The 13638-nt window shown below is 59.3% G+C and carries 10 protein-coding genes and 1 riboswitch; of the genes, 2 read left to right on the top strand and 8 right to left on the bottom strand.

Features of this window, described 5'->3' with window-relative positions; genetic code table 11:
- Positions 1-7 precede the first annotated feature (7 nt).
- The 4 genes from polB to araB form a co-directional block, all read right to left on the bottom strand.
- Entirely contained in the window at positions 8-2365 is a 2358-nt protein-coding gene (gene polB / locus M8014_RS10830) for a DNA polymerase II (RefSeq protein WP_271282474.1), read from the bottom strand.
- Between the two features lie 87 nt (positions 2366-2452).
- The gene (araD, locus tag M8014_RS10825) at positions 2453-3148 is read right to left on the bottom strand and encodes an L-ribulose-5-phosphate 4-epimerase (RefSeq protein ID WP_271282473.1); all 696 of its coding nucleotides are present in this window, start codon (positions 3146-3148) and stop codon (positions 2453-2455) included.
- Positions 3149-3199: 51 nt separating this feature from the next.
- Entirely contained in the window at positions 3200-4702 is a 1503-nt protein-coding gene (gene araA / locus M8014_RS10820; protein ID WP_271282472.1) for an L-arabinose isomerase, read from the bottom strand.
- 10 nt (positions 4703-4712) lie between these two features.
- Entirely contained in the window at positions 4713-6422 is a 1710-nt protein-coding gene (gene araB, locus M8014_RS10815; RefSeq protein WP_271282471.1) for a ribulokinase, read from the bottom strand.
- Positions 6423-6757: 335 nt separating this feature from the next.
- Between araB and araC the strand changes: the two genes are divergently transcribed.
- Together araC and M8014_RS10805 are read left to right on the top strand one after the other, a co-directional pair.
- Positions 6758-7603 carry an arabinose operon transcriptional regulator AraC gene (gene araC, locus M8014_RS10810; protein WP_271282470.1) on the top strand — a complete coding sequence of 282 codons (846 nt, stop codon included), beginning with the start codon at positions 6758-6760 and terminating at the stop codon, positions 7601-7603.
- A 141-nt stretch (positions 7604-7744) separates the two neighbouring features.
- A complete protein-coding gene (locus tag M8014_RS10805; protein WP_271282469.1) occupies positions 7745-8512 on the top strand; it encodes a DedA family protein in 768 nt (255 codons plus the stop codon).
- A 6-nt stretch (positions 8513-8518) separates the two neighbouring features.
- Here the strand turns inward: M8014_RS10805 and thiQ are convergent, their stop codons facing one another.
- The 4 genes from thiQ to sgrR form a co-directional block, all read right to left on the bottom strand.
- Positions 8519-9214: a thiamine ABC transporter ATP-binding protein ThiQ gene (thiQ, locus tag M8014_RS10800; protein WP_271282468.1), complete on the bottom strand. Its 696-nt coding sequence runs from the start codon at positions 9212-9214 to the stop codon at positions 8519-8521.
- Positions 9198-10808, bottom strand: a complete 1611-nt coding sequence (thiP, locus tag M8014_RS10795) for a thiamine/thiamine pyrophosphate ABC transporter permease ThiP (RefSeq protein WP_271282467.1) — start codon at positions 10806-10808, stop codon at positions 9198-9200. Before thiP ends, thiQ begins: the two co-directional genes overlap by 17 nt.
- Complete coding sequence (gene thiB, locus M8014_RS10790) at positions 10784-11767, bottom strand: thiamine ABC transporter substrate binding subunit (RefSeq protein ID WP_271282466.1); 984 nt, start codon at positions 11765-11767, stop codon at positions 10784-10786. Before thiB ends, thiP begins: the two co-directional genes overlap by 25 nt.
- Positions 11768-11801: 34 nt before the next feature.
- A riboswitch (TPP riboswitch) is annotated at positions 11802-11901 on the bottom strand.
- Between the two features lie 36 nt (positions 11902-11937).
- The gene (gene sgrR, locus M8014_RS10785) at positions 11938-13593 is read right to left on the bottom strand and encodes an HTH-type transcriptional regulator SgrR (RefSeq protein WP_271282465.1); all 1656 of its coding nucleotides are present in this window, start codon (positions 13591-13593) and stop codon (positions 11938-11940) included.
- Positions 13594-13638: the final 45 nt, after the last annotated feature.

The following is a 13638-nucleotide window of genomic DNA, read 5'->3' as shown; positions in this document are numbered from 1 at the left end:
TCACCTGTCAAAATAGCCCCAACTGTCCCGTCATCAGTGTAGCAAAATCGTCGTCCATAAACGGTAAAATTCCTTCTGCCACGGGCTGCAGCTGGCGCGTGAGGTAGTGATCGTAGTCAAGCGGCGAGTGCTGATAATCCACCGGCTCCGGGCCGCTGGTGGTCCAGACATATTTGATGGTGCCGCGATTTTGATACTGTGGCGCGCGGCCGCGACGGACATTCTCTTCGTCGGCAAGCCGCGCAGCGCGAACGTGCGGCGGGACGTTACGCTGGTACTCCGTCAGCGGGCGACGCAGGCGCTTGCGGTACACCAGCTGGTTATCCAGCTCGCCCGCCATCAGGCTGGCGATGGTCTCACGCACGTAGTCCTGATAGGGCTCCTGACGGAAGATTTTCAGATACAGCGCCTGCTGGAAATGCTGGGCCAGCGGCGTCCAGTCGGTACGTACCGTTTCCAGCCCTTTAAAGACCATTCGCTGATTACTTCCCTCCTGAATCAGACCGGCATAGCGCTTCTTGCTGCCCTGATCGGTGCCGCGAATGGTCGGCATTAAAAAACGACAAAAGTGGGTCTCATATTCCAGCTCAAGGGTGCTGGTTAAGCCAGCCTGCTGCAGGTGGGTGAGCCACCAGTCGTTAACGTATGCCACCAGCTTCTGGCCGATAGCTGCGGCGTCTTCTTCCCGGTGTGCCCCTTTGAGCCAGACGAAGGTCGAGTCGGTATCGCCGTAAATCACGTCGTAGCCCTGGGACTCAATCAGCGCTTTAGTCTGGCGCATAATTTCATGACCGCGCATCGTGATCGACGACGCCAGGCGAGGATCAAAGAAGCGGCAGGCGCTGGTGCCGAGTACGCCATAAAAGGCGTTCATGATGATCTTCAGAGCCTGGGACAAGGGTTTGTTGCCGTGGCGTTTGGCGTCATCGCGACCGTGCCAGATTTGGCTGACGATCTCCGGCAAACAGTGTTTTTCCCGGGAAAAACGCGCCCCGAGAAAGCCTTCGGTGCTGTGCTGTTCATCCGGCTGCGCCAGCCCTTCCACCAGCCCCACCGGATCGATCAGGAAGGTACGGATAATCGACGGATAAAGGCTTTTATAGTCCAGCACCAGCACCGAGTCGTACAGACCTGGCCGGGAGTCCATCACATAGCCGCCAGGGCTGGCCTGCGGCGGCACATCGCCGAGGTTAGGGGCGACATAGCCCGCCCGGTGCATGCGCGGGATATAGAGGTGGCTGAAGGCCGCAACCGAACCACCGTGCCGGTCAACCGCCAGCCCGTTGACGGTGGCACGCTCCAGCAGGAACGGCATGATCTCCGTTTTGTGGAAAATACGCGTCACCAGCTCGCAGTCTTTCAGGTTATAGGTCGCCAGAGCCGGTTTATCCTGCGCAAACCGGCGGTCGATCTCGTCCATCCGGTCCCAGGGATTGTCGATGGACTTGCCCTCACCAAGCAGCTCCTGCGATACCGTTTCCAGCGAGAACGACGAGAAGCTCCAGAAGGCAGACTTTAACGCTTCGATACCGTCGATGATAAGGCGCCCGCGAGCCTGGGCAAAGAAGACGCCGTTCTTAAACCCGTGCTCGCGCCACTCCAGCTCGCTGTTGCCGCGCCCGAGCAGCAGCGGAATGCGGTAGCGCTCGGCGTGCTTTTGCAGCACCCTTAAGTCGAACTGCACCACATTCCAGCCGATGAGCACGTCCGGGTCGTGCTGCGCTACCCACGCGTTGAGCTTTTCCAGCAGTTGCGGACGGCTGTTAACGTACTCAAGCTGGAAATCGAGCCCGGCGGCATCGCCATTGGCCGGACCCAGCATATAGACAACCCGCTGGCCGCAGCCCTCGATGCCAATACAGTACAGCTCGCCGTGGCGGGTGGTTTCAATATCGATCGACGCCCATTTGAGGGGCGGGCGATAGTGCGGATGGGGTTTGAGGCGGGCGTTAATCAGCCCGTCGCCCTGTGGGGTGCCATCGACCCAGACGGGCGCGGTTATAAAGCGCTCCATCAGGAAGCGCTCCGGAGGACGGATGTCCGCTTCATACAAGGTCACGCCCGCCTCACGCAGCAGCCTTTCATAGCGCATCAGCTGGCGATGGGCGCGACAGTAGAGGCCGTACACCGGACGACGCTGAAAGTCGTGCAGTTCAAGCGGGGTCAGCCGCCAGCCGTTTTCATCGCGCAGCAGCTGTTTGGTTTTTTCGACGTGCGGTTCAGGGATGAACGCGACGGATTCCTGCGCAGGCAGGGTGACGTTAAGCGGTCCCTTGTCGGTTGCCAGCCAGAATTCAACCTCTGTACCCTGCGGCGTATCCCGCCAGTGTCGGGTCAATAAAAAACCTTCTTGCGCCTGCGCCACGCCGCTCTCTCATAAAGAAAAACCAGGCGTGAGTATAGCCTGGTTGAGGGAGTTTTGCTGGGGTTTTATACAGGTGTCCCTGTGTTGTTACTGCCCGTAATAGGCTTTCGCGCCGTGCTTGCGCAGGTAGTGTTTGTCGAGCAGCGTTTGCTGCATGTCTGGTAGTTGCGGGGCCAGCTGACGGCAGAAGATGCCCATATAAGCAACTTCCTCCAGCACGATGGCGTTGTGCACCGCGTCTTCGGCATTTTTGCCCCACGCGAACGGGCCGTGAGAATGCACCAGTACCCCAGGCATCTGCGACGCATCAATCCCTTGATTCTCAAAGGTTTCGACAATCACGTTGCCAGTTTCCCACTCATACTCCCCGTTGATCTCGGCATCGGTCATCTTGCGGGTGCAGGGTATGGGGCCGTAGAAATAGTCGGCATGGGTAGTGCCGGTCGCCGGGATTGAAAGTCCTGCCTGCGCCCAGATGGTGGCGTGACGGGAGTGGGTATGCACAATGCCGCCAATCGACGGGAAGGATTGATACAGTAGCCGATGGGTGGGCGTATCAGAGGAGGGCTTTTTCTTTCCTTCCACCACTTCGCCGGTCGCAAGGCTCACCACCACCATATCGTCGGCGGTCATCGCCCGGTAATCGACGCCGGACGGTTTAATCACAAACACACCGCGTTCACGATCGACCGCGCTGACGTTACCCCAGGTCAGGGTAACGAGATGATGTTCCGGCAGGGCCAGATTGGCTTCCAGAACCTGACGTTTAAGATCTTCTAGCATGCATCCTCCAGGAAAAAAGGCCCGCCCTGCGGCAGGCCAAAGGTTCCCCTGTTAACGTTTTGAACCGTAATAGACTTCGTTCCAGCGCAGTGCGTCTTTAAAGGCCGGCATACGGGTATCGTTATCGATGACCGCCAGCTCGATGTCGTGCAGTTCAGCGAATTGACGCATGTCGCTGAGATCCAGCGCGTGGCTGAACACGGTATGGTGTGCGCCACCGGCTACGATCCAGGCTTCGGAGGCGGTTGGCAGATCCGGCTGAGCTTTCCACAGGGCGTTAGCCACCGGCAGGTTTGGCAGGGCGTGCGGGGTTTCTACCGTATCAACACAGTTGACCAGCAGGCGGAAGCGATCGCCCAGATCGATCAGGCTGGCGTTAATCGCCGGGCCGGTACGGGTGTTGAAGATCAGACGGGCTGGATCGGCTTTGCCGCCAATGCCCAGGTGCTGCACGTCGAGGATCGGTTTTTCGTCAACAGCGATCGATGGACACACTTCCAGCATGTGCGAGCCCAGCACCAGATCGTTGCCGTTCTCGAAGTGGTAGGTGTAATCCTCCATAAATGAGGTGCCGCCCTGCAGACCGGTCGACATCACTTTCATGATGCGTAGCAGGGCGGCGGTTTTCCAGTCGCCTTCGCCTGCAAAGCCATAGCCCTGCTGCATCAGACGTTGTACCGCCAGGCCTGGCAGTTGCTTCAGGCCGTGAAGATCTTCAAAGGTGGTGGTGAACGCATGGAAGCCGCCCTGTTCGAGGAAGCGCTTCATGCCCAGCTCAATGCGGGCAGCATCCAGCACGTTCTGGCGCTTGTCACCGTTGATTTGTGCGGCAGCCGTCAGGCGGTAGCTACTTTCGTAGTCATCGATCAGTGCATTCACATCGCCGTCGCTGACCTCGTTGACCACCTGCACCAGGTCGCCTACCGCCCAGGTGTTAACCGAAAAACCAAACTTGATCTGCGCGGCGACTTTATCCCCGTCGGTGACCGCCACTTCACGCATGTTGTCGCCAAAGCGAGCCACTTTCAGCTGGCGGGTATCCTGTTTTGATACCGCCTGGCGCATCCACGAACCAATACGTTTGTGGGCCTGTTGATCCTGCCAGTGACCGGTCACGACCGCGTGCTGCTGACGCATACGCGCGCCAATGAAGCCAAACTCGCGGCCGCCGTGCGCGGTCTGGTTCAGGTTCATAAAGTCCATGTCGATGCTGTCCCACGGCAGCGCCGCGTTGAACTGGGTATGGAACTGCAGCAGCGGTTTGTTGAGGATTGTCAGGCCGTTGATCCACATTTTGGCCGGGGAGAAGGTGTGCAGCCACACCACCAGACCGGCGCATTTGTCGTCGTAGTTGGCATCACGGCAGATATGGGTGATCTCATCCGGTGAGGTGCCGAGCGGTTTCAGGACCAGCTTGCAGGGCAGTTTGGCCTCTGCATTCAGGGCGTTTACAACATGTTCAGCGTGCTGAGTTACCTGGCGCAGGGCTTCCGGCCCGTAAAGATGCTGGCTACCAATCACAAACCACACTTCATAATTATTAAAAATGGTCATTATCGTGTCCTTAATGTGTCAGGGTTGCCGTGGATTCCGGGGTGTTCTTAACCGGGGCGGCGACAGGGAGATAGTGCTGTTCAGCGCTTTGCGACCACTGCTGATAGCGCTGATAAAGCTGTTCAAAACGTTGTGCCTGCTGCGCGCGCGGCTGCAGGGTGTTTTCCACCTCGCTGGCCATATGCTGTTGCGCGGTCGGGATATCGGCATGCACGCCTGCCGCTACGGCAGCGAAGATGGCGGCGCCCAGAGCACAGCATTGATCGGAGGCGACAATCTGCAGCGGACGGTTCAGGACATCGCAGCAGACCTGCATGATCACCGGGTTCTTACGGGCGATCCCGCCCAGCGCCATCACGTTGTTGACGTCGATACCCTGTTCGGTGAAGCACTCCATAATCGCGCGCGCGCCAAAGGCGGTCGCCGCCACCAGCCCGCCAAATAGCGCCGGGGCGTCGGTGGCGAGATTCAGATCGGTAATTACCCCTTTCAGACGCTGGTTAGCATTCGGCGTACGGCGACCGTTAAACCAGTCGAGTACCACCGGTAGATGGTCCAGAGAGGGGTTTTTTGCCCAGGCGTCGGTTAATTGCACCAGCAGCTGCTTCTTGCTGGCGTCAATCTGAGGTTTGAGTTCCGGATGGGTGGCCGCCAGTTGATCCAGCGGCCAGCCCAGCACCCGACCAAACCAGGCATAGATATCGCCGAAGGCGGACTGGCCCGCTTCCAGACCGATAAAGTCAGGGACCACGCTGCCGTCGACCTGGCCGCAAATGCCTTTCACTGCGCGGTCGCCCACGCTGGCTTTGTCGGCGGTGAGGATGTCGCAAGTTGAGGTGCCGATCACTTTCACCAGCGTGTTGGGCTGGGCGCCCGCGCCCACTGCGCCCATATGACAGTCAAAGGCGCCGCCGGAAATGGCCACCTGCTGCGGCAGGCCAAGGCGCTCTGCCCACTCTGCACAGAGCGTGCCCACCGGGATATCGGCCGTCCAGGTATCGGTAAACAGCGGGTAGTCGAGGTTCTGGTTGATGACAGGATCGAGTTCGTCAAAGAAGGTGGCGGGTGGCAGACCGCCCCAGCTTTCATGCCACAAGGATTTATGCCCGGCGCTGCAGCGACCCCGGCGAATGTCCTGTGGGCGCGTCGTGCCAGAAAGCAGAGCGGGTACCCAGTCGCAGAGTTCAATCCACGACACCGCGGCCTGCGCCACGCGTGCGTCCTGACGGGTGACGTGCAGAATTTTGGCCCAGAACCACTCGCTGGAGTAAATGCCGCCAATGTAGCGGGAGTAGTCGTTCTTGCCAGGCTGATGGCACAAACGGGTGATGGCTTCGGCTTCTTCCACTGCGGTATGGTCTTTCCACAGCACGAACATGGCGTTCGGGTTATCAGCAAACTCCGGGCGCAGCGCCAGCACGTGGCCGTCGGCGTCAATCGGTGCCGGGGTTGAACCGGTGCTGTCCACGCCAATCCCGACGATCTCGCTGCGCTGTGCGTCGCTCAAGTCGGCCAGCACCGCTTTGATTGCCGCTTCCATCGACTCGATATAGTCCCGCGGGTGGTGGCGGAACTGATTATTCGGCGCATCACTGAAGCGCCCCTCTTGCCAGCGCGGGTACCACTCAACGCTCGTCGCTATCTCCTGGCCCGTTGTGCACTCCACTGCCAGGGCACGTACCGAGTCACTGCCAAAGTCCAGGCCAATCGCAATTGCCATGCTGTTGCTCCATCAAAAAACAGGTATGCATGAACATTAGAGAGTGAGGGAGAAAATCGTCAGGCAGGATCCGCTAATCTTATGGATGATTTTGCTGTGACATGAGAAAGTGTGACGCCGTGCAAATATTCAATGTGGACATTTCTGCCGCGGTTATAGACACTTTTGTTACCGCTGACCTGCACGCTGTTACGGTTAAATCGCAACGGAGGCGTTATCAATCTGGACATAAAAGCGTGCTGATAGCGTTTGGACCTTTCAGGGCCCGGTTTTTATGCCGCTTTTGTTGATATGGACAAATGGTTTCCTTCAGGACCGTCAGGAGTATTGAAATTATGGCTGAAACGCAAAGTGATCCCCTGCTGCCGGGCTACTCGTTTAACGCGCATCTGGTCGCGGGATTAACCCCTATCGAGTCTGAGGGGTATCTCGATTTTTACGTTGATCGACCGCTGGGGATGAAAGGCTATATCCTCAATATGACCGTGCGCGGCGAAGGGGTGATTAAGAATAACGATCAAACCTATATCTGCCGTCCAGGCGATATTCTGCTGTTTCCGCCGGGAGAAATTCACCACTACGGACGCCATCCGGATGCCAGCGAGTGGTATCACCAGTGGGTCTACTTTCGTCCGCGCGCCTACTGGCAGGAGTGGCTGAGCTGGCCGTCGATGTTTGCCCACACTGGATTTTATCGCCCGGATGACGTGCATCAGCCGCAGTTTCGCGAGCTGTTCGCCCAGATCATCGAGGCCGGGCAGGCGGGTGGGCGCTACGCCGAGCTGCTGGCGATCAACCTGCTGGAGCAACTGCTGCTCAGGCGCATGGAGGCGATCAACGAGTCGCTCAACCCGCCGCTGGATCATCGGGTGCGCGAGGCATGCCAGTACATCAGCGATCATCTGGCGGACGGGCAGTTCGACATTGCCAGCGTTGCCCAGCACGTTTGCCTCTCTCCGTCGCGCCTGTCGCACCTGTTCCGCCAGCAGCTGGGCGTGAGCGTGCTGAGCTGGCGCGAAGATCAGCGCATCAGCCAGGCCAAACTGCTGCTGAGCACCACCCGGATGCCGATTGCCAGCGTCGGGCGCAACGTAGGCTTTGAAGATCAACTCTATTTTTCCCGCGTGTTTAAGAAATGCACCGGTGCCAGCCCCAGCGAATTCCGCGCGGGCTGTGAGTAAAAAAGTGAACAGAAGGTAAATAAAACTAAACGAATTCGCTGAAAGCCGCGTACACCCGGTAAACTATTCAGACAATTGATGTCTTGACGCAGCAGGCATGTCTTCGCAGAATCCCTGCTTTGTTACCTGACCGGAACAGTTATGCAGGCATTGCTGGAACATTTTATTACCCAGTCCGTTACTTACTCGCTCTTCGCGATTGCGTTAGTGGCCTTTCTCGAATCTCTGGCGCTGGTCGGGCTCATTTTACCCGGCACGGTGATGATGGCCGGGCTTGGGGCGCTGATCGGCAGCGGCGAGGTTAACTTCTGGCAGGCGTGGCTGGCGGGCATCGTCGGCTGTCTGCTGGGCGACTGGATCTCTTTCTGGCTGGGCTGGCGCTTTAAAAAGCCGCTGCACCGCTGGTCGTTCATGAAGAAGAACAAAGCCCTGCTCGATAAAACCGAGCACGCCCTGCATCAGCACAGCATGTTTACCATTCTGGTGGGCCGTTTTGTGGGGCCGACGCGTCCGCTGGTGCCGATGGTGGCGGGGATGCTCGATCTGCCGGTGTCGAAGTTTATTGTGCCGAATCTGATTGGGTGCCTGTTCTGGCCGCCGGTCTATTTCCTGCCGGGCATTCTGGCCGGTGCGGCGATCGATATTCCTGTCGGGATGCAGAGCGGAGGCTTTAAATGGCTGCTGCTGGCGACCGCGCTGCTGCTGTGGCTGGCGGCATGGCTCTGCTGGCGACTGTGGCGCAGCGGTAAAGCGAGCGCCGATCGTCTGAGCACTTACCTGCCGCGTGGACGTCTGCTGTGGGTGGCACCCGTGATGCTGGGCGTGGCGGTGATGGCGCTGGTGGCGTTGATTCGCCACCCGCTGATGCCGGTGTACGGCGAGATCTTGCTAAAAGTGGTCAGCCGCTGACCGGGTTTACGCGATCCCCAACAGCCGCGACGCGCTGACCTTGCCTTGCACCAGTGCCTGGGTATCGCCATCCCAGGCGATACGCCCATCGGCCACCACCACGGCGCGGGGGGCGATCCTCGCCGCATCTTCCACGCTGTGTGACACCATCAGCATCGTCAGCTGCTGACGCTCACAAACCTCTTTTACCAGCAGCAGCATCTCCTGGCGTAAGGCGGGATCCAGCGCCGAAAAGGGCTCATCCAGCAGCAAAATGGGCTGTTCACGCACCAGGCAGCGCGCCAGGGCGGCACGCTGACGCTGACCCCCGGAAAGCTCGCCCGGCAGACGTTCCAGCAGGTCGCTGATCCCCATTTGCGCCGCAATGCTGTTCAGCTTTTGCTGCTGATCGGCGTTCAGCCGCAGCCCCGGATGCATCCCAAGGCCGATATTCTGACGCACCGTCAGGTGGGTAAAGAGGTTGTTTTCCTGAAACAGCATCGACACCGGGCGCTGAGAAGGCGGCGTCCGGGTATGGTCTTTCTCTTCAATGGTGATGCTGCCGCTGGCCGGTTGCAGAAAACCGGCGACCAGGTTCAGGAGCGTACTTTTGCCCGCCCCGCTGGGGCCGAGCACCGCGATTAATTCTCCCGGGCGAACGGAGAGCGTGAAACGCATCGGCAGGTGCTGGTAAAGCCAGGTTACATCAGTCAGTTTTAACATCACGTCCCGGAAGTTTTTCGATAACGGTAAATAACGCAAAGCACAGCAGCAATAGCAGCAGCGCCGTGACGGCACCATCCTGGCTGCGATACGAGCCGATCTGTTGATACAGCCAGAACGGCAGGGTGCGGAAATCATCATTGCCAAACAGCGCCACCACCCCGAAATCCCCGATCGACAGCACGCAGGCAAATGCCAGCGCCTGAGCCAGCGGGCGCTTCAACGCGCGCAGCTCAACCGTTGTGAGCCGTTGCCAGCCGTGCATCCCCAGCGAGGAACAAAGCTGCGTGTAGCGGGCGCTGAGATCGCGCATCGGATTTTCCAGCACTTTCAGTGCATAGGGGATCGCCATCAGCGCATTGGTGAAAATCACAATCCCGTCCGCCGATTCAGGCAGGCCGATGGTGCTGTTAAACAGCAGGAAGAATCCGCTCGCCAGCACGATGCCGGGCATCGCCAGAATCAACATGCCGCTGAGATCCAGCATCTGTCCGGTCACGATTGCCTGTCGGGCATACAGTTCGCGGCTGGTCCACAGCAGCATCATGGTCAGCACCACGCAGAGCAAACCTGCCCCGAGCGCAATGCGCAGCGAGGTGCCGAGCGCCTGCCAGAGCACCGGCTGCTGCAGCACAGACAGCAGGTTGAGGTTCAGCCCGTCGACCACCACCGCCAGCAGCGGCGGGAGCAGCAGCAGCAGCGCCAGAGCGATCAGCAGGCCATCGGTCAGGCGGCTGCGCAGGCAGTCCTGCGGATCGCGCCAGCCGGTCAGTTGGCTGCTGCCCACCGCAATGGCTTTACCCAGCCGCTGGCTCAGTACCACCAGCCCCAGGCAGCAGAACATCTGCACCATCGCCAGTAGCGCCGCGCGACCGGGATCGTAGTCATAGCTCAGGGCCTGATAGATGGCGAGCTCGATGGTGGTGGCCTGTGGCCCACCGCCCAGAGAGAGCACCGTGGCAAAGCTGGCGAAGCAGAGCATGAAAATCAGCGCAGCCACCGGGGGGATCTGGCGGCGCAGCCAGGGCCACTCGACAAACCGGAAAAACGACCAGCCGCGCATCCCGAGCTGGGCGGCCAGCTGGCGCTGCTCACCGGGGATATTCTCCAGCGCCTGCAGCAGCAGTCGCGTGGCCATCGGCATATTGAAAAAGACGTGTGCCAGCAAAATGCCCTGCAGGCCATAGGGTGAGAAGGTCCACTCCAGCCCGAGCACCTGACACAGGGAGGCAAGCCAGCCCTGACGGCCATAGACGCTAAGAATGCCAAACACCGCCACCAGTACCGGCAGGATAAGCGTCATCGCGCACAGGCGTAGCAGCGCCTGCCTGCCGGGGAAGCGACGTCGGTAGAGGGCGCGGGCGAGGAAGATGGCAGGTACGACAGAGAGCAGGGCGGAGAGAAATGCCTGCCAGAACGAGAAGCGGATGACGTGCCACAGATAGCTGTCGTGCCACAGTGCCGCTACGTCAGTAGCGGGCGCGTTAAGCCACAGCGCCAGAAACGCCCCCAGCGCGACGGTCACCATCAGCGTGGCAGCCGTCAGCCCCGGAAGGAGCCAGCCGGCGATTAGCGGCTGACGGCGCGTTGCCATTCACTGACCCAGGCGGCACGTTTCCCGGCGACGTCGTGCGGGGTAAATTCCAGCGTGGTTTTGGGTTTCACCAGCGTGTCAAAACCGGCAGGTAACGCGACGTTGGTGACCGGGTACATCCAGTTGCCCTCTGGAATGGCGCTCTGGAACGACGGTGAGACCATGAATTTCAGGAACTTCTCGGCCAGCTCCGGCTGTTTGCTGGCATAGGTGCGGGCAGCCACTTCAACCTGCAGGTAGTGGCCTTCAGCAAAATCAGCGGCGGCGTAATTGTCTTTCTTCTCGGCGATAATATGATACGCAGGCGAGGTGGTGTAGCTCAGCACCAGGTCGCTTTCCCCTTTCAGGAACAGACCGTAGGCTTCACTCCAGCCCTTGGTAACGGTGACCGTTTTGGCGGCCAGTTTCTGCCAGGCTTCCGGCGCTTTATCGCCGTACACTTTCTGCATCCACAGCAGCAGGCCAAGACCCGGGGTGCTGGTGCGTGGGTCTTCGTAGATCACGCGCCATTTCTGGTCACTCTCGACCAGCTCTTTCAGGCTTTTCGGCGGGTTTTTCAGCTTGTTTTTGTCGTAGACGAAGGCGAAGTAGCCGTAATCGAAAGGCACGAAGGTGTCATTTTTCCAGCCGCCGGGCACGTTTACCGCATCGGTCGCCACGCCACTTTTCGCGAACAGCCCGGTTTGGGTGGCGGCTTCCAGCAGGTTGTTATCCAGACCCAGCACCACGTCGGCTTTGCTGTTTTTACCTTCCATGCGCAGGCGATTGAGCAGCGAGACGCCATCTTCCAGCGCCACGAACTTCAGTTCGCAGCCGCAGTCGGCTTCAAAGGCTTTTTTGACCGCCGGGCCCGGGCCCCAGTCGGCGGCGAAAGAGTCGTAGGTGTAGACCGTCAGCACAGGGCTGGCGACGGCAGGCAGCGCGATCAGCGCCAGCAGGGAAAGAACAGTTTTGAACACTTTGCACCTCTTACATTGAGAGTGGCAAAGGATTTTGAGCGACAGCCTCAAATCCCTTCGCCGGCGTTATCCGGATCAGGTTCGACGGGTATTTTCTCAGCACACGCTCGCGCGCAGCACCCCGATGAGAACGACAGCATTGTAATGATTTGGTGAATATTACGAAAGTATTATGGTTCAGGCGGCGCAAACCATGCCGACTTAAAGTCAAACCAGCCCAGCGTGTTCATGCGCAGGCCACGCATGCTGCGCTGCCCCTGGATCATCAGCCAGTGGTGGATCAGCGGGACCATCGCCTGCTGCGCCAGCAGCTGCTGGCACCAGACCGCCAGATTCATCTCGCCCGCGCGCCAGGCGGCGGCGTCCTGCTGCCAGTCGCGGGGAATACAGTGCTGCAGCAGCGGCACTTCATACAGGTGTGAGAACAGCGAAAAATCGAGCGGCAGGGTGAAGTTAACGCTGTTGAGCCAGATGTCGCTTACCACATCGCCGCGATGCCATTCGTCGTAGTTGACTTCCTGAATGTTGAGCGTCACCTGCTCGACGGCCAGCAGTTCACTCATCATTCTGGCGATGACCCGATGTTCGACATGCTCCCGATAGAAGGTCAGGGTAATGCTCTCCAGCCCGGCCGGTTTTTCACCACGCCCCGGACGGGCATGGTGCCAGCGGGGAAGCAGGCCATACGCCGGGAACCAGTAGGACTGGTACAACTCTTCGGCCTGATAGATCAGGTTCGCAGGAGAGAGGATCCGGCTTATCCACTGGCGCACGTCGGTGCTGGCACCGCGCGGGGAGCGGGCATCGAACAGCAGGTAGTAACACCCCTCCTCAAGACGGCTCTCCACCGCTTTTTCGCCCTCGGTGGGTCCCTCCAGCGTCAGACCGACGCTCAGCTCTTCGTTAATATCCGGCAAAACCCAGACGTTCACTTCGTCAATCAGCGCCCGGTAGCCAAAGTAATCATCGAAGGCGCGGATCTTGAGCTGATTGTTATTGTTACGCGAGACCGCATAAGGGCCGGTGCCGATCGGCTGGCTGGCAAAGTTGTGCATCGTTTCCCATTCCTGCGGCAGGATCATCGACGGCACATACCCCAGCAGCCACGGCAGCCAGCGGTCAGGCTCCGAGAGCTGAATATCCAGCGTCCAGGCGGTGGGGGACTGGATCTGCGTAATGTGCGAATAGAGAGGCAGCTTGCGGGCGCGCTGCAGCGAGGCAATCACATCGGCCATCTCCAGCTCGCGACCATGGTGGAAATGAATGCCGGGGCGCAGGAAAAAGCGCCAGTGCAACGGAGAAAGTTGCTGCCAGTGATGGGCGATATCGGCTTCCAGTTCCCCATTTTCCTCATTTATGCGCGTCAGCCCGCTAAATATCTGTCGCGCCATATGGGTTTCGGAACGGCGTAACGCGCTGCCCGGTAAAAGATTTTTCATCGGACGGTAATAGAGCACGCGCAGGATATGCTTTCCCTGACGGAAGCTACGGCCCAGGTGCGACACCAGCATCTGGCGCACGGCGGCTTTATCCCCCACCAACTGTACCAGCTGCTCGATGCGATCCTGCTCCAGCAGGTCTTCCGCTCGCTGCTGCTGAAGCGCCAGCCCGGTATAGAGAAAGGTCAGGCGGGATCGTTTCCCGCGTCCGGCTTCAGCTTCCCAACTCAGCCAGCCCTGCTGCTGCATAGTGTTGAGAAGGGTGCGCATATGACGCCGCGAACAGCTGAGCAGCTCGGCGAGTTCGCTGAGCGTGGTGTCCCGGGTTTGGCCATCACAGCATTGCCACAGGCGGATGAATTGTTGTTGCAGACGACCAGACGGCATAAAAGGGGAACTCCTGACAAAAAATCAGCAATTTATTTATCCCTA

Source organism: Silvania hatchlandensis (assembly GCF_025564065.1).
In the GTDB taxonomy this organism is placed as follows: domain Bacteria; phylum Pseudomonadota; class Gammaproteobacteria; order Enterobacterales; family Enterobacteriaceae; genus Enterobacter; species Enterobacter hatchlandensis.
The sequence above is the reverse complement of the archived record's forward strand: the minus strand, read 5'-3'. Positions and strand labels throughout refer to the sequence as shown.

Bases quoted from the DNA above. Each gene is read 5' to 3' on its own strand.
- araD (WP_271282473.1), bottom strand. From the start codon at position 3,148: ATGCTAGAAGATCTTAAACGTCAGGTTCTGGAAGCCAATCTGGCCCTG.
- araA (WP_271282472.1), bottom strand. From the start codon at position 4,702: ATGACCATTTTTAATAATTATGAAGTGTGGTTTGTGATTGGTAGCCAG.
- araB (WP_271282471.1), bottom strand. From the start codon at position 6,422: ATGGCAATTGCGATTGGCCTGGACTTTGGCAGTGACTCGGTACGTGCC.
- araC (WP_271282470.1), top strand. From the start codon at position 6,758: ATGGCTGAAACGCAAAGTGATCCCCTGCTGCCGGGCTACTCGTTTAAC.
- M8014_RS10805 (WP_271282469.1), top strand. From the start codon at position 7,745: ATGCAGGCATTGCTGGAACATTTTATTACCCAGTCCGTTACTTACTCG.
- thiQ (WP_271282468.1), bottom strand. From the start codon at position 9,214: ATGTTAAAACTGACTGATGTAACCTGGCTTTACCAGCACCTGCCGATG.
- thiP (WP_271282467.1), bottom strand. From the start codon at position 10,808: ATGGCAACGCGCCGTCAGCCGCTAATCGCCGGCTGGCTCCTTCCGGGG.
- sgrR (WP_271282465.1), bottom strand. From the start codon at position 13,593: ATGCCGTCTGGTCGTCTGCAACAACAATTCATCCGCCTGTGGCAATGC.